This window comes from Mycobacterium aquaticum (assembly GCF_002086485.1).
Lineage (GTDB): Bacteria > Actinomycetota > Actinomycetes > Mycobacteriales > Mycobacteriaceae > Mycobacterium > Mycobacterium aquaticum.
The window spans coordinates 19,602-37,815 of the sequence record NZ_MVHF01000024.1 but is presented as its reverse complement, the minus strand read 5'-3'; the positions used below and the strand labels follow the sequence as shown (position 1 = coordinate 37,815).

The 18,214-nt window shown below is 67.8% G+C and carries 14 protein-coding genes; 11 read left to right on the top strand and 3 right to left on the bottom strand.

Going from position 1 to position 18,214, the window contains the following annotated elements; genetic code table 11:
- Window positions 1-25: 25 nt before the first annotated feature.
- The 3 genes from uraD to BST13_RS21795 form a co-directional block, all read right to left on the bottom strand.
- A complete protein-coding gene (gene uraD, locus BST13_RS21810) occupies window positions 26-1,960 on the bottom strand; it encodes a 2-oxo-4-hydroxy-4-carboxy-5-ureidoimidazoline decarboxylase (protein WP_083166103.1) in 1,935 nt (644 codons plus the stop codon).
- A gap of 570 nt (window positions 1,961-2,530) precedes the next feature.
- The gene (locus BST13_RS21800) at window positions 2,531-3,337 is read right to left on the bottom strand and encodes a helix-turn-helix domain-containing protein (protein WP_083166101.1); all 807 of its coding nucleotides are present in this window, start codon (window positions 3,335-3,337) and stop codon (window positions 2,531-2,533) included.
- On the bottom strand, window positions 3,334-3,981 hold the full coding sequence (locus BST13_RS21795) for a TetR/AcrR family transcriptional regulator (protein WP_245839764.1): 648 nt from the start codon (window positions 3,979-3,981) through the stop codon (window positions 3,334-3,336). The genes BST13_RS21800 and BST13_RS21795 overlap by 4 nt, the downstream gene beginning before the upstream one ends.
- A gap of 69 nt (window positions 3,982-4,050) precedes the next feature.
- Here BST13_RS21795 and BST13_RS21790 point away from each other — a divergent pair, with 69 nt between their 5' ends.
- From BST13_RS21790 to eccD, 11 genes are all read left to right on the top strand, one after another.
- The gene (locus BST13_RS21790) at window positions 4,051-4,953 is read left to right on the top strand and encodes an oxygenase MpaB family protein (protein WP_083166156.1); all 903 of its coding nucleotides are present in this window, start codon (window positions 4,051-4,053) and stop codon (window positions 4,951-4,953) included.
- Window positions 4,954-4,988: 35 nt separating this feature from the next.
- Window positions 4,989-5,888 (top strand): class I SAM-dependent methyltransferase, encoded by a 900-nt coding sequence (locus BST13_RS21785; protein WP_083166100.1) that lies wholly within the window; start codon window positions 4,989-4,991, stop codon window positions 5,886-5,888.
- Window positions 5,889-6,076: 188 nt separating this feature from the next.
- Window positions 6,077-7,846, top strand: a complete 1,770-nt coding sequence (gene eccA, locus BST13_RS21780; RefSeq protein WP_083166155.1) for a type VII secretion AAA-ATPase EccA — start codon at window positions 6,077-6,079, stop codon at window positions 7,844-7,846.
- Window positions 7,843-9,393, top strand: a complete 1,551-nt coding sequence (gene eccB / locus BST13_RS21775) for a type VII secretion protein EccB (RefSeq protein ID WP_083166099.1) — start codon at window positions 7,843-7,845, stop codon at window positions 9,391-9,393. Before eccA ends, eccB begins: the two co-directional genes overlap by 4 nt.
- Window positions 9,390-13,367, top strand: a complete 3,978-nt coding sequence (gene eccCa, locus BST13_RS21770) for a type VII secretion protein EccCa (RefSeq protein ID WP_083166098.1) — start codon at window positions 9,390-9,392, stop codon at window positions 13,365-13,367. The genes eccB and eccCa overlap by 4 nt, the downstream gene beginning before the upstream one ends.
- Window positions 13,364-13,675 (top strand): PE family protein, encoded by a 312-nt coding sequence (locus tag BST13_RS21765; protein ID WP_083166097.1) that lies wholly within the window; start codon window positions 13,364-13,366, stop codon window positions 13,673-13,675. The genes eccCa and BST13_RS21765 overlap by 4 nt, the downstream gene beginning before the upstream one ends.
- 1 nt (window position 13,676) lies before the next feature.
- Complete coding sequence (locus BST13_RS21760; protein WP_083166096.1) at window positions 13,677-15,245, top strand: PPE family protein; 1,569 nt, start codon at window positions 13,677-13,679, stop codon at window positions 15,243-15,245.
- Window positions 15,246-15,300: 55 nt separating this feature from the next.
- Window positions 15,301-15,594 carry a type VII secretion system protein EsxG gene (esxG, locus tag BST13_RS21755; RefSeq protein WP_029373989.1) on the top strand — a complete coding sequence of 98 codons (294 nt, stop codon included), beginning with the start codon at window positions 15,301-15,303 and terminating at the stop codon, window positions 15,592-15,594.
- A gap of 31 nt (window positions 15,595-15,625) precedes the next feature.
- On the top strand, window positions 15,626-15,913 hold the full coding sequence (locus BST13_RS21750) for a WXG100 family type VII secretion target (RefSeq protein WP_083166095.1): 288 nt from the start codon (window positions 15,626-15,628) through the stop codon (window positions 15,911-15,913).
- 24 nt (window positions 15,914-15,937) lie between these two features.
- The gene (locus tag BST13_RS21745; RefSeq protein WP_083166094.1) at window positions 15,938-16,822 is read left to right on the top strand and encodes an ESX secretion-associated protein EspG; all 885 of its coding nucleotides are present in this window, start codon (window positions 15,938-15,940) and stop codon (window positions 16,820-16,822) included.
- Window positions 16,804-18,213: a type VII secretion integral membrane protein EccD gene (eccD, locus tag BST13_RS21740; protein ID WP_083166093.1), complete on the top strand. Its 1,410-nt coding sequence runs from the start codon at window positions 16,804-16,806 to the stop codon at window positions 18,211-18,213. The genes BST13_RS21745 and eccD overlap by 19 nt, the downstream gene beginning before the upstream one ends.
- Window position 18,214: the final 1 nt, after the last annotated feature.

Here is an 18,214-nt window from a genome sequence, read left to right as displayed (position 1 = left end):
GTGTCTCAGTGTCGACGTCGACGGGTCAGGTGTCGAGACGCCGGGACCGGGCGGAGTGGATCGGGTTCGCGTCGGCCACCAGCCGGTCGAATCGGTAGGTGGCGATCTTCGCGATCTCGATCAGCGCGGCCGCGTGTTCCTGGGTCGGCGAGTTGTTCAGTCGCTCCCAGCCGTGGCTCAGCAGTTGGTCGATATTCGCGTTGTCGCGCACGGCCATGATCAGTGTGAAGCCGAATCGGTCCCGGTAGGCCTTTGTCAGCGCCGCCAACTCCTGGTGCTCCGCCTCGGCGAGCCGGGTCAGCCCCAGCACCGACTGGTCGGCCTGGGAAGCGTCACCCTCCACGCCCATGGCCACCGACACCGCCCCGAGATCGGGGTAGGAATTGATGAGCTGCGCCTGCTCCTCCGGCGTGGCCGCGAACAGCGCCTCCTGGAACGACCGGCGCAGGTGGTTGGTGTCGCTGAACGGGCGCCGGGCGTAGGCCCGCTCAACCACCCAGTCCGGGCCCTGGAACAACTTCGAGAAGGTGCGCACGAACTCCTCGGATGACATGTTGTTCACTTCGGACAGCCGTACCAGGTTCTCGCCGGGTGTGCCGGCCACGGCCGGGCCACGACCCTTGCCGATGTGGTGGAACACCACGTTGAGCACGATCGCGGTGATGCTGCCCAGGGTGATCCCGCTGCCCAGGATGATCTGTGCCCACTGTGGCACTGCCTTGGCAACGTCGGGCTGGACGGTCACGTACATGGCCAGGCCAACGCTGGTGGCCACGATGACCACGTTGCGGTGGTCATGGAAGTCCACCCTGGACAGTGTCTGGAAGCCGACCACGGCCACCGTGGCAAACATGGCCAGCGCGGCCCCACCGAGCACTGGGTGCGGGATGCCGGCCACGATTGCCGCCGCCTTTGGCAGCAGGCCGAGGACGATCATGATCAACCCGGCCGAGGCCACCACGTAACGGCTCTTGATCCGGGTCAGCCGAACCAATCCGACGTTCTCGGCAAAGCAGGTGTACGGGAACGAGTTCAGGACGCCGCCGATCATGGTGGACAGGCCGTCGGCGCGCAGCGCGCGGGCGATGTCCTCGCGCACGATCCGCTTCTCCACGATCTCGCCGGTGGCGAACACGTCACCGGTGGTCTCGACGGCGGTGATCAGCATCACCACGATCATCGAGACGACGGCGGCCAGCGCGAACTTCGGCCAACCGAAGTAGAACGGCGTGGTCACGCCGAACCAGGACGAGATGGCCACGTCGCTGAAGTGGGCGTCGCCCAGGATCCAGGCCACCACGGTCCCGACGACCAGGCCGGTCAGCACCGCGACCGTGGCCATGAACCCCTTGAACACGCGCTGGATGATGACGATCAGAGCCAGCGTGCCCATCGCGTATGCCATGTTCTTGGCGCTGGTCGGCTCAAGGGTTGGCCCGGCCCCGCCAGCCGCGTCCGCCGCGGCCACCGGCAGCAGCGCGATACCGATGATGGTGATCACCGAGCCTGTCACGACCGGCGGGAAGAAGCGGATCAGCTTGGAGAAGAACGGGGCGATCAGGAAGGTGAACAGCCCGGCCACAATGACTGCACCGTAGATCACCAGCAGCCCGTCGACGCCGCCGCCTGCGGCCATGCCGATGGCGATCATCGGTGAGACCGCGGTGAAGGTGACTCCCTGCAGCAGCGGTAGCCGCACGCCGACCTTCCAGAACCCGACAGACTGGATGATCGAGGCGATGCCACAGGTGAACAGATCCGCGTTGATCAGATGGATGAGCTGGGTGGTGGTCAGCCCTATCGAATTTGCCAGGAGGATCGGGACGATGACCGCGCCGGCATAGAACGCCAGCACGTGTTGAAAGCCGTACACCGCAAGTTTCGGGACCGGCAGGATCTCATCGACTGGGTGCTTCTGCGGGCGCTTTACATCAACGCTCGCGGCACTGGATTTAGTCATGGTAATTACCGTCGCCGTCCTCAGCAGAAACCGGGCGTGCAAAGGCGCGCCACCCGGTTTTCCACCTTCCCGTACTGATTTGGTCCGAGCGTGATGCGCAAAGCTGCTCCCTTGCTGTGGCGTCGATCACTTTTTCGTATCGCGGAAAATTATCTCCGTTCATCGAAAATCGTAAGTGTGGTGTGGGGCATGGTCAAGTGGTATTTGTGATCCCCAACACATTCCGTGTTCGGCCTGCATCGCACTACGGATGCGCTCGTCTCGCCGAGGTGAGACTCACGGCGCAGAGACTTCGGCGCGTGTACGAGGAGCGGTTCCGGCACATGGATGCCATTGGTCGTCAAATCGACTCGTCACGAAACCGACTGACGCAAAACCGTTGCCGCGCAACGTACGTACGGGCCTCACGGGAAAGTAGGCACCTGCCCGGCACCAGTGCCGAGGGCCGATTCGCCTGCCTGGACACCGAATTCGACCAGGGCACGGTGATCGAGATCAGTGGTATCAGTGGCTCCAAGGGCCAGGTGTTCTCCTGCGCCCGAGAACGCGGCGCGATGAACGAGGCGACCGCTACGACGGGTTACTGAGCCCGACGTGGCTGGGCAGCCACATGCGCCGGTGCGCGTACTGCTTGGGCGTCATCGCGGTGAATTCCCGGAATTCCCTAGCGAAATGGGCTTGATCGAAGTAACCGAGGAGCGCGGCGACGTCAGCGCCGCGGGTCGCGCCACCGTCGAGTAGGCGCAACGAGGCTTGCAGTCGCCGCACCCGCAGGTACGCCTTGGGCGGTAATCCCACCTCGCTGCGGAACAGCGCGATCAGGCGCTTCGGCGAAAGTCCGGTCAGCGCAACGGCTTGCGCGACACGCATCGACGGGTCGCGTTCAGCGGCGGCGAGCACCGCGCTCACCTCGGCATGCCGTGGCCGGATCCTGGGTAACAGAAACTGTTCCACGAGTGCGATGCGGGACGTAGGCGATGATGCGTCGAGCAGCCGCGCGTGCAGGCCGGCTCCGGCCGAACCCCAGACGTCGGTCAGCGCCACACAGCTGTTCTCCAAGTCGCTCAGCTCAGCGGCGAATATCACCCCGGGCCGGAAGTGGATCGTCAAAACGGTTTGGGCAGTGTCGATCTGGGTGACATACGAGATGCTGCCCGCTCCTGCGATGAAGGCGGGCGGTACGTCGAGGCGCGTGGTGCCGTCGGCGGCGTAGAAATCGACCTGCTGGCGCGGGCTGAGGTCGATGATCACCGTGGCCGCCCCGCGGGGCAGTGCCCGGCTGCGATGCGTCGGCCCGCGGGCGCGATCCCAGTAGCCGAAGAAGTCGACGTGCGACGCCAGCGCTGCGCTGGGCCGGAACAGCTGGGGGCCGCTCACGGCACCTTTCGCTGCGACTCGATGCCCGCCAGTCCGTCGAGCATCAACCGTAGTTGCTCAACGAGTTGCTCGGGGCTCAGCCGCAGCTCGCCCGCCAGCCATGCGCTGATGGTCTGGGCCACCCCGCCGACGGCGAAATGCGCTGTGGCTCTGAGATGTTCGTTTTCTTCGAGGTTCAGCGCCGCCTCGGCGTGCTGGCCGAGCAGCATGGCGAAGAACGTGGTGGATTCGACCCGCTTGCGGGCCAGCATCTCGTTGGCGAGTTCGCTGCTGAACAAGAGCCTGCCCACCCGCGGGTCCTCTGCGATGGTTCGCACGATGTTGCGCATCGCGGCGCCGGTCTGTTCGGCCAGCGGTGCCGCCGCCACGACGGCCTGGGTGGAGGTGGCGATGTCGCCGATGACCCAGTCGTAGACGGCCGCGACGAAGTGGTCTTTGTCAGTGAAGCTCTCGTAGAAGTACCTCGCGGCCAGTCCGGCCTGGCCGCAGACTGCGCGCACCGTCAAGTCGGTGGCCTCGGCTCCTTCGGCGCCGAGCAGATCGAGCCCCGCCGTCAGCAACTGACGACGCCGCTGGGCGAGGCGAGCGGTTGCTTCGATGCCGCGGTAGGGCCGGACCGGTGTCACGCAGATATCGTGACACATCTTGACACCTGTCAGGCGCCCCGCCAATATCAGGAAACACACGTTCTCAACTTTGCCTCAGGGGTGATCATGACGGTGGATGAGCCGATCCTGCATGTCGAGCGGGCCATGGGTGAGCCGCCGCACCCGAAGCTCACGGCCAGGCGACGCAGGCGCGGCGCCACCATCGACGACGGGCTGATGGGTGTCGCCCTGCTGGCCGGCCCGGCGAACGTGATCATGCAGCTCGCGCGGCCCGGAGTCGGCTACGGCGTGATGGAGAGCCGGGTCGAGAGCGGACGCGTCGACCGGCATCCGATCAAGCGGGCACGTACCACCTTCACCTACCTCGCGGTGGCGACCCGGGGCACCGACCAGCAAAAGGCTGCGTTCCGGCGGGCGGTGAACAAGGCGCACGCGCAGGTGTACTCGACCGAGGACAGCCCGGTGCAGTACAACGCGTTCGACAAGGGGCTGCAGCTGTGGGTGGCCGCGTGCCTCTACAAGGGGGCCGTGGACGTGTACCGGATGTTCGTGGGAGAGATGGACGAGGAGACCGCCGACCGGCACTACCGGGAAGGCGTCACGCTGGGGACGACGCTGCAGGTGCCGCAGGAGATGTGGCCGGCCGACCGGGCGGCGTTCGATCGGTACTGGCAGGAGTCGCTGGAGCAGGTGCACATCGACGACGCTGTGCGGGAGTACCTGTACCCGATCGCGGTCGCCCGGCTGCGCGGGGTGACCCTGCCGGGCCCGCTGCGGCGGGCCTCGGAGGGCACGGCCAAGTTGATCACCACCGGCTTTCTGCCGCAACGGTTCCGCGACGAGATGAAGTTGCCGTGGGATGCGCACAGGCAACGCCGGTTCAACCGGCTCATCGCTGTCCTGCGTGCCGTCAACCACGTGCTGCCGCCGGTGGTGCGGCAGTTCCCGTTCAATGTGCTACTGCTGGAACTGAACTGGCGTATCCGCACGGGACGGCCGCTGGTGTAGGAGGCCTGTCAGCTTCGGCGCGTACTCTCGCGGCCGTGAGCAGCCGTACCGATAAAGACACTTGGGACATCTCCACCAGCGTCGGCCAGACCGCGTTGTTCGTCGCCGCGGCAAGGGCTTTGGAGGCGCAGAAACCTGATCCGCTGGCCATCGACCGCTACGCCGAGGTGTTCTGCCGCGCTGTCGGCGGCGATGCGGCCGCGGCACTCGACGACGCCGACGCGGACTTCCCGCTGCGCACCGAGTGGGGTGGACACTTCGTCAACTTCCAGGGTGCCCGCACGCGGTACTTCGACGACTACTTTCAGCGCGTCGCGCAGGCCGGTGTGCAGCAGGTCGTGCTGCTGGCGGCGGGCCTGGATTCCCGGGCCTATCGGCTGACCTGGCCGGCGGGCACCGTCGTCTACGAACTCGACCAGCCGCGGGTGCTGCAATTCAAGCGCGAGACGATGCAGAGCCACGGTGACGCTCCGACGGCCGAGCGCCGTGAGATCGCCATCGATTTGCGCGACGACTGGCCGCAGGCATTGCGCAGCCATGGTTTCGACCCGTCGAAGCCGTCGGCGTGGATTGCCGAGGGTCTGCTGATCTATTTGCCTGCTACCGCCCAAGAGCAGTTGTTCGCCGGTATCGACGCCCTGGCGGCCCCCGGCAGCTTCGTCGCGGTCGAAGAGGCCATGCCCATGGACCGCGAGGTGTTCGAGGCCAAGCGGGCGGAGGGCCGCGTCTCCGGGCAGGAGACCGAGTTCTTCTCGCTGGTCTACAACGAACAGCACGCACCCGCCGAACAGTGGTTCTCCGAACATGGCTGGACTGCGGCCACTACCGGCCTGTCGGACTACATCCGCCAGCTGGGCCGAGAACTCCCTGCTCCCGGCACTGATGCTCGGCACATGCTCGATTCCAACAGCCTGGTCACCGCCCGCAAGACGTGAGGCGGCTCACGGCTCTTCCCGATACCGTGCGTCTCGACACTTAAGTTATGCAATGCTAACTTCAGCCGAAAGTTAGCTTAGGCATACATAAGGGAGAGAGACGGGGGCGGATGTCGCTTCCGTGCACGCATATGGGTAGTGACACGCTCGCCGCTCCGGTTCAGGGAGCACCCAGGCTCGACCGCGATGTGGTCAGCCGCTTTGCCACGTGCTGTCGAGCGCTCGGCCTGACGGTCAACGACCGGCAGCGCCCGGCCGATCTGGCCGCCGCCAGGTCCGGGTTTGCCGGGCTGGTGCACATCGCGCACGACCACTGTGACGCCTGGATCGGGCTCGCCGCCGCGGGCGACGTATCGGCTCCGGTCATCGACTCGGTGTGGCGCACGGTGGCGAGCGCGGGACAGCTGCAGCGTGAGATCGACCTCGCCGCGGGCGACCTCGGATTCACCTACGACACCGGGCTGTACCTGGCATTCCGGGCCACCGACGCGGACGACTTCCAGCTTGCGTACGCAGCGCGGCGATGCGAGGCCGGGGAACTGGCCGAGGCCGACGCACTGGTCGACGAAGTCCTGACGCGACGGCCGGGCTGGTTCAGCGCGCGCTGGCTGCGGGTCGCGATCAACCACCGCGCGCAACGCTGGTCAGACGTCGTGCGGCTGCTCACCCCCGTGGTGACCGACGAGTCCCTCGACGACGTGACCGCGCACGCGGCCAAGACCACCCTGGGGATCGCGCTGGCCCGGCTCGGTATGTTCGCACCCGCCCTCTCGTACCTGGAAGAACCGTCCGGACCGATCGCGGTGGCCGCCGTCGACGGCGCGCTGGCCAAGGCCCTGACCCTGCGCGGCCAGGGCGAGGACGAGGAAGCCAACGATGTCCTGCAGGATCTGTTCGCCGCGCACCCGGAGAACACGCAGGTCGAAGAGGCGCTGCTGGACCCGACATTCGGGCTGGTCACCACCACGTCGGCGCGCATCGAGGCTCGCAGCGATCCGTGGGATCCGGCGACCGAGCCGACCGAGGACGAGTTCGTCGACCCCGGCGCCAAGGAACGCAAGGCGCACCTGCTGATCGAGGCCGAGGCGGAGCTCGCCGAGTTCATCGGTCTGGAAGAAGTGAAGTTTCAGGTGGCCCGGCTCAAGAGCTCGGTGGCCATGGCCATCCGGCGTCAGGAACGCGGCCTGGCCGTCGCGCAACGCACCAACCACCTGGTGTTCGCCGGACCGCCCGGAACCGGTAAGACCACCATTGCCCGTGTCGTCGCCAAAATCTATTGCGGTCTCGGCCTTTTGAAGAAGGAGACGGTCCGCGAAGTGCACCGCGCCGATCTGATCGGCCAGCACATCGGGGAGACCGAGGCCAAGACCAATGCCATCATCGACAGTGCCCTGGACGGCGTGCTGTTCCTCGATGAGGCGTACGCGTTGGTTTCCACGGGCGCCAAGAACGACTTCGGTCTGGTCGCCATCGACACGCTGCTGGCCCGGATGGAGAACGACCGCGACCGCCTCGTGGTGATCGTCGCGGGCTACCGCAAGGATCTGGACAACTTCCTGGACACCAACGAGGGTCTGCGGTCGCGCTTCACGCGCAGCATCGACTTCCCGTCCTACAGCTCGTCGGAACTGGTGGAGATCGCCGTCCGGATGGCCGAGAAGCGCGACAGCCTCTTCGAGACCGCGGCCCACGACGACATGGAAAAGCTGTTCGGCCACCTGGCCGAGGCCACCATGCCCGACGCCAACGGCGTGCCACGGCGCAGCCTCGACATCGCCGGTAACGGCCGCTTCGTCCGCAACCTGGTCGAACGCTCCGAGGAGGAACGCGAATACCGGCTGGACCACTTGGAATCCGATGACTTCACCGACGAGGAGATGATGACGATCACGGCCGGTGACGTCCGTAACTCGGCCGCCCCGCTGCTGCGTGGCCTCGGTTTGACGGTGCCCGAATGACCGGGCCCGGCCCCGACCGGAGGTCGTTCAGCTCGCGCACGCCGGTCAACGAGAACCCCGACCGGGTGCAGTACCGCCGCGGCTTCGTCACCCGGCACCAGGTGACCGGATGGCGATTCATCATGCGCCGCATCGCATCCGGAGTCGCCCTGCACGACACCCGCATGCTCGTCGACCCGTTGCGTACTCAGAGCCGGGCCGTCGTGACCGGCGCGCTGATCGTCGTGACGGGCCTGATCGGCTGCTTCGTCTTCTCGCTCATCCGTCCCGGCGGAGTCGCGGGCCACGACAAGGTGCTCGCCGACCGGTCTACCGCAGCGCTCTATGTGCTCGTCGGCGAGCAGTTGCATCCCGTGCTGAACCTGACCTCGGCCCGGCTGATCGCCGGCGCGGCGGACAATCCCACCACCGTCAAGACCAGCGAGATCGACAAGTATCCGCGGGGCAACCTGCTCGGCATCCCAGGGGCGCCCGAGCGGATGGTGCAGGCCACCGCCACAGACGCGGACTGGACTGTGTGCGAATCGGTTTCGGGTCCCAACACCGGCGTGACGGTGCTCGTCGGCCGCCCCGGCGCCGGCGGTGAACGCGCGGTGTCGCTGCCTGCCGATCGGGGCGTGCTGGTGCACAACAGCTCCGGTCCGAACCCGGGGGACTGGCTGCTGTGGGACAGCAAGCGCAGCCCTATCGATGTGAGCAACCGCGCCGTGACCGAGGCACTCGGCCTCGGACCCGACGTCGCGGCATCCCGCCCCATCGCGGCCGGGCTGTTCAATGCGATCCGCGAGGCGCCGGCGCTGGCCGCGCCCGCCATCGCCGATGCCGGTGCGGCCCCGCACTTCGAACTGCCGATCCCGGTGCCGGTCGGCGCCGTGGTGACCGCGTTCGCCGCGGACAACAGCCTGCGGTACTACGCGGTGCTGGCCGATGGCCTGCAGCCGGTGTCGCCGGTACTGGCCGCGATCCTGCGCAACACCGACTCCTACGGTCTCGAACAGCCGCCGCGGCTGGGCGCTGACGTGGTCGCCGCGGCGCCGGTCTCCCGCGCCATCGACACCGCCGCCTTCCCCGAGCAGCCGATCCATCTGGTGCAGCCCTCGGCCGATCCGGTCACGTGCGCCGAGTGGACGAAACCCAGTGGGGCCACGGAGAGTTCGCTGACCCTGCTGTCGGGTGCGACGCTGCCGCTGCCCGACGGGCTGCACACCGTCGACCTGGTCGGCGCAGGACGGGGCGGTGCGGCCAACCGCGTCGCGCTCACGCCGGGCACCGGCTACTTCGTCCAGACCGTGGGCGCCGAACCCGGCTCGCCGACGGCGGGTTCGTTGTTCTGGGTGAGTGACACCGGTGTGCGGTACGGCATCGAAACCGCCGGCGACGACAAAATCGTCGGGGCACTGGGCCTGCACAACCCTGCCCTGCCCATCCCATGGTCGGTGCTGGCCCAGTTCGCGGCCGGCCCCACCCTGTCCCGAGGCGACGCGCTGGTGGCGCACGACGCCCTGTCGGCTGATGCGGGCCCGGCCCGGTTGGAGGCCCATTCATGAGCAGGTTGATCTTCGAACACCGGCGCCGCATCGCGCCGCCGACCACCCGCAAGGGCACCATCACCATCGAACCGCCACCGGAACTGCCGCGGGTGGTTCCGCCGTCGCTGCTGCGCCGGGTGCTGCCGTACCTGATCGTCATCCTGATCGTCGGCATCATCGTGGCGCTGGTGGCCACGGGCATGCGGCTGATCTCGCCGACCATCCTGTTCTTCCCGTTCGTGATGCTGCTGGCCGCGACCGCGCTGTACCGCGGCGGCGGCGACAAGATGCGCACCGAGGAGGTGGACGCCGAGCGCGCCGACTACCTGCGCTACCTGTCGGTGGTTCGCGACAACGTCCGCGCGCATGCAGCCCAACAGCGTGCGGCACTGGAGTGGTCGCACCCCGCGCCCGAGGTGCTGGCCACCATCCCCGGCACCCGCAGGCAGTGGGAGCGCGACCCCCGCGACCGCGATTTCCTGGTGCTGCGCGCCGGATTGCACGACGTCCCATTGGATGCCGCGATGCGGGTCAAGGACACCGTCGACGAGATCGATCTGGAACCGGTGTCGCACAGCACCCTTCGTGGCCTGCTCGACGTGCAGCGCACCGTGCGCGACGCGCCGACCGGCATCGACGTCACCAAGCTGGCCCGCATCACCGTCCTGGGCGATGACGACGAGGTGCGCGCGGCGGTGCGAGCTTGGATCGCCCAGGCGGTCACCTGGCACGACCCCACCGTGCTCGGCGTCGCGCTGGCCTCGGCCGGCGTCGACTCCGATGACTGGTCGTGGCTCAAATGGCTTCCGCATGTCGACATCCCGGGACAGGCCGATGGTGTCGGCCCGGCCCGTTACCTCGCCGACAACGTGGGCGAGCTGCGCGCCCTGCTGCAACCGGCATTCGGTGACCGGCCGCCGTTCCCGGGGGAGGCGGACCTGGCCGCCAAGCATCTGCTGGTGATCCTCGACGATCCCGACGCGGATCCCGACGACATCGTGCGGCGACCCGGCCTCGCGGGCGTCACGGTGATCCATCGATCATCCAATCTGCCCAACCGCGAACAGTATCCGGACCCCGAGCGGCCCGTCCTGCGGATCGCCGACGGCCATATCGAGCGCTGGCAGAGCAACGGGTGGCAGCCGTATGTCGCCCGTGCTGACGAGATGTCGGCCGCCGAAGCCGCGCACATCGCCCGCCGGCTCTCACGCTGGGACTCCAACCCGGGTTATGTACGGTCCACCTCGACCGGCGGCGCCACGTTCACCACACTGCTCGACATCCCCGACGCTTCCGCGTTGGACGTGGCGGGCCTGTGGGCACCCCGGCCTCGCGACGAAGAGTTGCGAGTCCCCATCGGCGTCACCGCAACCGGCGAGCCGTTGTACTTCGACCTCAAGGACGAAGCCGAGGGTGGGATGGGCCCGCACGGCCTGATGATCGGTATGACGGGCTCCGGCAAGTCGCAGACCCTGATGTCGATCTTGTTGGCGCTGTTGACAACCCACCCCGCAGATCGGTTGATCGTGATCTATGCCGACTTCAAGGGTGAGGCCGGGGCCGACATCTTCCGTAACTTCCCCCAGGTCGTCGCGGTGATCTCGAACATGGCCGAGAAGCGGTCGCTGGCCGAGCGGTTCGCCGACACGCTGCGCGGTGAGGTGGCCCGCCGCGAGCAGATCCTCAAGGAGACCGGTCGACGCGTGCAGGGCAGCGCCTTCAACTCGGTGACCGAGTACGAGGCCGCGATCGCGGCGGGCCATGATCTGCCGCCCATGCCGACGCTGTTCGTGGTGGCCGACGAGTTCACCCTCATGCTCGCCGATCACCCCGAATACGCCGAGCTGTTCGACTATGTTGCGCGCAAGGGTCGTTCGTTCCGCATCCACATCCTGTTCGCGTCGCAGACGCTGGACGTGGGGCGGATCAAGGACATCGACAAGAACACCTCCTATCGCATCGGTCTGAAGGTCGCCAGCCCGAGCATCTCGCGGCAGATCATCGGGGTCGAGGACGCCTACCACATCGAGTCGGGCCGCGACCACAAGGGCGAAGGCTTCCTGGTGCCCGCGCCCGGTGCGGTGCCGATCAAGTTCCGCAGCACCTACGTCGACGGCATCTACGATCCGCCGAAGGTCGAGAAATCGATTGTGGTGCGGGCACTTCCGCAGCCTCAGTTGTTCACCGCGAGCCGCGTCGAGCCGGAGCCCGACACCGTCGTCGTGACAGGCGGCGACGACGACGAGTTCGCCGCGTTGCCACCGCGCAAGCTGATCACCACCATCGGCGAGCAGCTCGCGCAGTACGGTCCGCACGCACCGGCGCTGTGGCTGCCGCCACTCGACGAGGCCATCCCGCTCGACGATGTGTTGGCCCGCACCGGGATCGAAGCCGGTCAGCTGCGCTGGCCGCTCGGCGAGATCGACAAGCCGTTCGAGATGCGGCGTGACGCACTGGTCTTCGACGCCAACTCGTCGGCGGCGAATGTTCTGATCCACGGCGGACCCAGGTCGGGCAAATCGACTGCGCTGCAGACGTTCGTCCTCTCGGCAGCCGCGCTGCACACGCCTCGTGAGGTGACGTTCTACTGCCTGGACTACGGCGGCGGTCAGCTGAGCGGACTGCAGGACCTGGCTCATGTCGGAAGCGTCGCGACGCCGTTGGAGCCCGAGCGGATCAGGCGGACCTTCGGCGAGCTCGAGCAGCTGCTACGCGCCCGGCAGAAGCAGGCTTCGGTCAGCAGGCAACGCACCTATTCCGATGGCTACGGTGCCGTATTCCTGGTCATCGACAACCTGTACGCGTTCAGTCGCGACAACACCGACACGTTCAACACCCGTAACCCGTTGCTGGCCAAGGTCACCGAACTCGTCAACACCGGTCTGGCCTACGGCATCCACGTCATCATCACCACGCCGAACTGGCTGGAGGTGCCGCTGGCGATGCGTGACGGCCTGGGTCTGCGGCTCGAACTCAAACTGCACGACGCACACGACAGCATCGTTCGGGTGGTGGGCGCCCTGCGTCGACCCGCCGAGTCGGTCCCCGCCGACCAGCCCGGTCGCGGTCTGACCATGGCGGCCGAGCACTTCCTGTTCGCGCGGCCGTCGCTCAGTGACATCGCTGTCATCAACGCCCGCCACCCGGGTGTCAGTGCACCGCCGGTGCGGCTGCTGCCCGCCGAGCTGTCTCCGGCGGCGGTGGCCCCGCTGTACCCGGCGCCCGAGACGGTGGTCATCGGCCAGCGGGAAGAGGATCTGGCGCCTGTCGCCATCGACTTCGCGAACAACCCACTGCTGACGGTGTTCGGCGACTCCAAGTCGGGCAAGACGACGCTGCTGCGGCACATCATCCGGACCATCCGGGAGAACTCGCAACCGGACGAGGTCGCGTTCACGGTGATCGACCGCAGGCTGCACCTGGTCGACGAACCGCTGTTCGCCGACAACGAGTACACCGCGAACATCGACCGCGTGTTGCCCGCCATGCTGGGGCTTTCGGCGCTCATCGAAAAGCGCCGTCCGCCCGCCGGTTTGAGTCCGCAAGAGCTCAGCGGATGGGGTAACACCGGGCACACGCACTATCTGATCGTCGACGATGTGGACCAGATTCCCGACGGTCCGGCCGTCAGTGGCCCGTTCGCGGGGCAACGGCCGTGGACCACCATCGTGGGTCTGCTGGCCGAGGCGTCGGACCTCGGGCTGAGGGTCATCGTGACGGCCAGGGCCACGGGATCGGCGCACGCGGTGATGACGGCGCCGCTGCTGCGCCGGCTCAACGACCTGCAGGCGACGACGTTGATGCTGTCGGGCAATCCGGCTGACAGCGGCAAGATCCGTGGCCACCGGTTCGCCCGGTTCCCCGCGGGACGCGGCATGTTGCTCGGCGACGGCGATGCCCCCGAATTCGTGCAACTGGTCAATCCGTTCGGCGCCGACTCGGCGCTGTCGGCGAACAACGGAACCAACACCACAGGAAAGGAATACCGATGACATTGCGGGTAATCCCGGAAGGGTTGACCGCGGCCGGTTCGGCCGTGGAGGCACTGACCGCGCGGCTGGCCGCTGCCCACGCCGCCGCCGCACCGGTGGTCTCCGCGGTGGTTCCGCCTGCCGCCGACCCCGTCTCACTCTTGACCGCAACAGGTTTCAGCGCCCACGGCGCCCAGCACAACGCGGTCGCGGCCCACGGTGTCGAGGAGCTCGGCCGCTCCGGTGTCGGTGTCGGCGAGTCCGGTGCGAGCTATGCGACCGGTGACGCGATGGCGGCGTCGTCCTACCTGATCGCCCGCGGTATCTGAGATGACAGCCCCCGTGTGGATGGCCCTGCCACCCGAGGCCCACTCGGCGCTGCTTTCCAGCGGTCCTGGTCCCGGGCCGTTGCTGGCCGCCGCGGGGGCATGGCAGGCGCTGAGCGCTGAATATGCCTCTGCAGCAGCTGAACTCACCAGTGTGCTGAGCGCCGTGCAGGCCGGCGCATGGGAGGGGCCGAGCTCCGAGCAGTATGCCGCCGCGCACGGGCCGTATCTGGCATGGCTGGCGCAGCAGAGCGCGAACAGCGCCGCCGTTGCGGTGCAGCACGAGACAGCCGCCGCGGCGTACACCACCGCGTTGGCGGCCATGCCGACCCTGCCCGAACTGGCACTCAACCACGTGGTCCACGGCGTGCTGATCGCGACGAACTTCTTCGGTATCAACACGATTCCCATCGCCGTCAACGAGGCGGACTACGCCAGGATGTGGATCCAGGCCGCCACCACCATGAGTACCTACGAGGCGGTGTTGGGTGCCGCGGTCGCGGCCGTGCCGACCAGTACGCCGGCACCGGTGCTCTTGGCACCGGGGGTGGGGGAGGCCGGTGATGCCGCCGCGACGGCACAGCAGTTGGCCACCCAGGCCCAGGCCGGCGATTCCGGTTCGTCCCTGAGCATTTCCGACTGGCTGTCCGATCTGCTCGAGCAGTACCTCAAGAATGTTCCGGGCCTGCAGGAGATCATCGACTTCCTCAAAGACCCCATCGGCAACCTCGGGAAACTCATCACCGATTTCCTGACCAACCCGTCGGGTGCTCTGACCACCTGGGGGCCGTTCCTGTTCGCGGTCGCCTACCAGGTGTTCTTCAACCTGGTGGGCTGGCCGACATGGGGCATGATCCTGGCGTCGCCGTTCCTGATCCCGGCGCTGGCGGCGCTCGGGATCACCGGGCTGGTGCTGCTGATCGATCACGTCATGCAGCCGGAACCAGAGGTCGCGCCCGAGGAGGCGCCGCAAGACGCGACCCAGCCCCGAGCGGAACAGCCGAACGTGTACAGCCTGGCCGGTGTGCCGTCCGGTGGCGGTGCCGCCACCGGCGCCGCCGGTGCACCAGGCGGTGCCGCGTCGGCCGCAAGCGCTCCGGCGGCTCCCGCGGGTGCGGCCGCGCCGCCGGCGATGTACGCCGTGGCCGGTGGTGACCCGGGTGAAGGATTCACCCCGACGTTGCGCGACAAGACCAGCGCCCAGGCACCGGCGTCGGGCATCCCGGCCGCCGCCTCAGGAGTCGCCGCTTCGGTGGCGGCACGGCGTAAGCGTCGGCGCAAGCGGGCCGCGGAACTCGAGGACTTCGGCTACGCGGACGCCTACATGGACTACGAGGAGCCGGGCCCGGGTCCAGAACCGCGGCGCGAGCCGTCGGTGAGTGCCTCAACGCGAGGCGCAGGACAGATGGGATTCACCGGCACCGCAACGAGATCCGATGCCGTCGCCGGCGGGCTGACCACGCTGGCCTCCGACGCTTCGGGGCTCGGCGACGGACCCGTCGCGCCCATGCTGCCGGGCAGCTGGGAGCCCGGCGACGCCCCGGACACCCCGGAGGGAGGTCCGCGCCCCTGAGCACACCGCACTCGCACGTACTGACCCACCACTCACCATCACGAAAGGATTCTCAATGAGTCTGTTGGACGCTCACATTCCCCAGCTGGTCGCCTCCGAGGCCGCCTTCGGTGCCAAAGCCGCGCTGATGCGCACCACCATGGCCCAGGCCGAGCAGGCGGCCATGTCCGCCCAGGCATTTCACATGGGTGAGGCATCGGCGGCGTTCCAGGCCGCGCATGCCCGGTTCGTCGAGGTCTCCGCCAAGGTCAACGCCCTGCTGGATGTCGCACAGCTGAACCTCGGCGATGCCGCGAGCACCTACGTTGCGCAGGACGCCGCGGCCGCGAGCACCTACACCTCCGTCTGATCACCCAAGCCGAAGAGACACAGGAGTTTTCATGTCGCAGATCATGTACAACTACCCGGCGATGCTCGCGCACTCCAGCGAGATGACCGGCTACTCGGGCGCCCTGCACGCCGTCGGTGCCGACATCGCCAGCGAGCAGGCCGCTTTGGCCAGCGCCTGGCAGGGCGACACCGGGATGACCTACCAGGCCTGGCAGGCCCAGTGGAATCAGGCCATGGAGGAGCTGGTTCATGCCTACCGGTCGATGGCCAGCACCCACGAGATGAACACCATGTCGATGAGTGCACGCGATCAGGCCGAGGGCGCCAAGTGGGGCTGATGCCCGGCCACCGGTGCATGTCCAGTGGTCGCTAACGCCGTCGAACTGACCACCGATCAGGCCTGGTATCTCGCCGACGCGCTCGGCGCCGGGGCGTACCCCTGGGTATTGGCGATCACGCCGCCCTACAGCGACCCGGCGCAGCGCGCGGCCTTCGTCGCCGAGCGGACCGCCGAGCTGACCCGGATGGGTGTGCTGAGTGTCGGTGGCGAGATCAGAACCGAAGTGGCCGAATGGGTTCGGTTGGCCTGTCGGCCGGTCCAGTGGCTCGAGCTGAGGTTCGTCTCCGGTCCGGGTGACCTGCTGCGCGGTATCGTCGCAAGGCGCGACGGTCGCAGTGTCGTGGTGCTGCGCAACGCGCAGCTGGTCACCTTCACCGAGCTCGACATCAGCCATCCGCACGCGTTGGTGCCGGTGCTGACCGCCGGACTGTCACACCGCAAACCGGCGATCTTCGATGAGTTCGCGATGCCTGTCGCAGCGGGTGCCCGTGCCGACGAGCAGATCCGCTCCGGTACGCCGCTGGCCGAGGTGCTGGGATTCCTGGGGATCCCAGCCTCGGCGCACGCCGTGGTCCAGGCGGTGTTCGAAGGCCGACGTACCTATGCAGAGATCGTCGCGGGTGAGCACCGCGACGGCCACCGAGTGACCACCGACGTGGGGGTGAGCATCGTCGACAGCAGCGCCGGCCGTATCCTCGTTGCTCCGACCAAAGCATTTGATGGGGAATGGATTTCGACGTTCACCGCGGGCAGCGCCGATGCGATCGCGGTGGCGGTCGAACGGCTGACCGCGGCGCTGCCCAGCGGGCGCTGGTTCCCCGACCATCCGCTGACCCGCGACTTCGACGAAGCCGCGCCAACCTATCGAGAAAGACCCAGAGAGAACGAATGCCCGACAACACTGTGATGCCGATTGTCCGGGTGGCCGTGCTGGCCTCCGGAGACGACGGTGGTCGGCTGACCGAGATGGCGCTGCCGTCGGAGCTGCCGCTGCGCGAAATTCTGCCCGCGGTCCAACGGATCGTCCTGCCCGCGAGCGAGGATGCTGAGGTTCCGGAACCGGTGCGCCTGAGCTTGGCTCCGGTGGGCGGGGCGCCCTTCAGTCTCGACGCCACCCTCGACACGGTCGGCGTCGCCGATGGCGATCTGCTTGCGCTGCAATCGGTTCCCGCCGGGCCGCCGGCGCCGCGCATCGTCGAGGACATCGCAGACGCCGCGGTCATCTTCTCCGAATCGCGCCGACGGCCCTGGGGCCCTGCACATATCGCGCGCGGCGCGATGCTGGCAGTGATCGGGCTGATCCTGGTCGGAACGGGTCTGGCTGTGGCCCAACGCATCGGCACCGGGCAGTGGCTTGGCCTGGCCGTGGTGGCGGGCATCGCCGTGGGCACCGTGCTGGCTGCGCTGTTCACCCGCGGTCACGCACCGGTGCTTTCGACCGTCCTGTCGGTGACCGCGCTGCTTCCCGTCGGCGCTGCCCTGGCTCTTGCGGTACCGGGCGGCTTCGGCGCACCCAGTGTGGTTCTGGCCGCTGCCGGTGTCGCCGCATGGGCGCTCGTCAGCATGGCGGGCTCGCCCGACGATCGCGGTATCGCGGTGTTCACGGCCGTCGCGGTCACCGGGGTTGGTGTGCTGCTGGCCGCGGGTGCGGCGTCGTTGTGGGAACTTTCACCCACTCTTCTCGGCTGTGCGCTGGTGCTCGTCGGCCTTGTGGTGACAGTGCAGGCTCCGCAGCTGTCGGCCATGTGGGCACGGTTCCCGCTTCCGGTTATTCCGGCGCCCGGTGACCCCACTCCCTCGGCATTGCCGGTGTCGGTGCTGGCCGACCTGCCGCGTCGGGTCCGGGTGAGCCAGTCGCACCAGACCGGCGTTGTCGCCGCGGGCGTGTTGCTCGGCGTGACCGGATCCCTGTCTCTTGTGGCAGCACCGTCGGCGTCGCCGTGGGCCTGGTACGTCGTCGGTGCGGCTGCGGTCGGGGCCGCGCTGCGAGCCCGCATCTGGGATTCCGCGGGATGCAAGGCCTGGCTGCTCGGGCACTCGTACCTGCTGGCCGTTGTGTTGTTGGCGGCCTTCGCGGTCCAGGGCCGGCACCAGGCGGCGTGGTGGGCGCTCGCAGCGCTTGCCGGGCTCGTGCTGGCCTGGGCGGTGGCCGCGGTCAGTCCACGCGTCGTGTCGCCGGACACGTACTCGCTGCCGATGCGCAGACTGGTCGGATTCTTGGCCACCGGTGTCGATGCCTCGCTGATCCCGGTGATGGCGTATCTGGTCGGGCTGTTCAGCCTGGTACTCGACAGGTGAC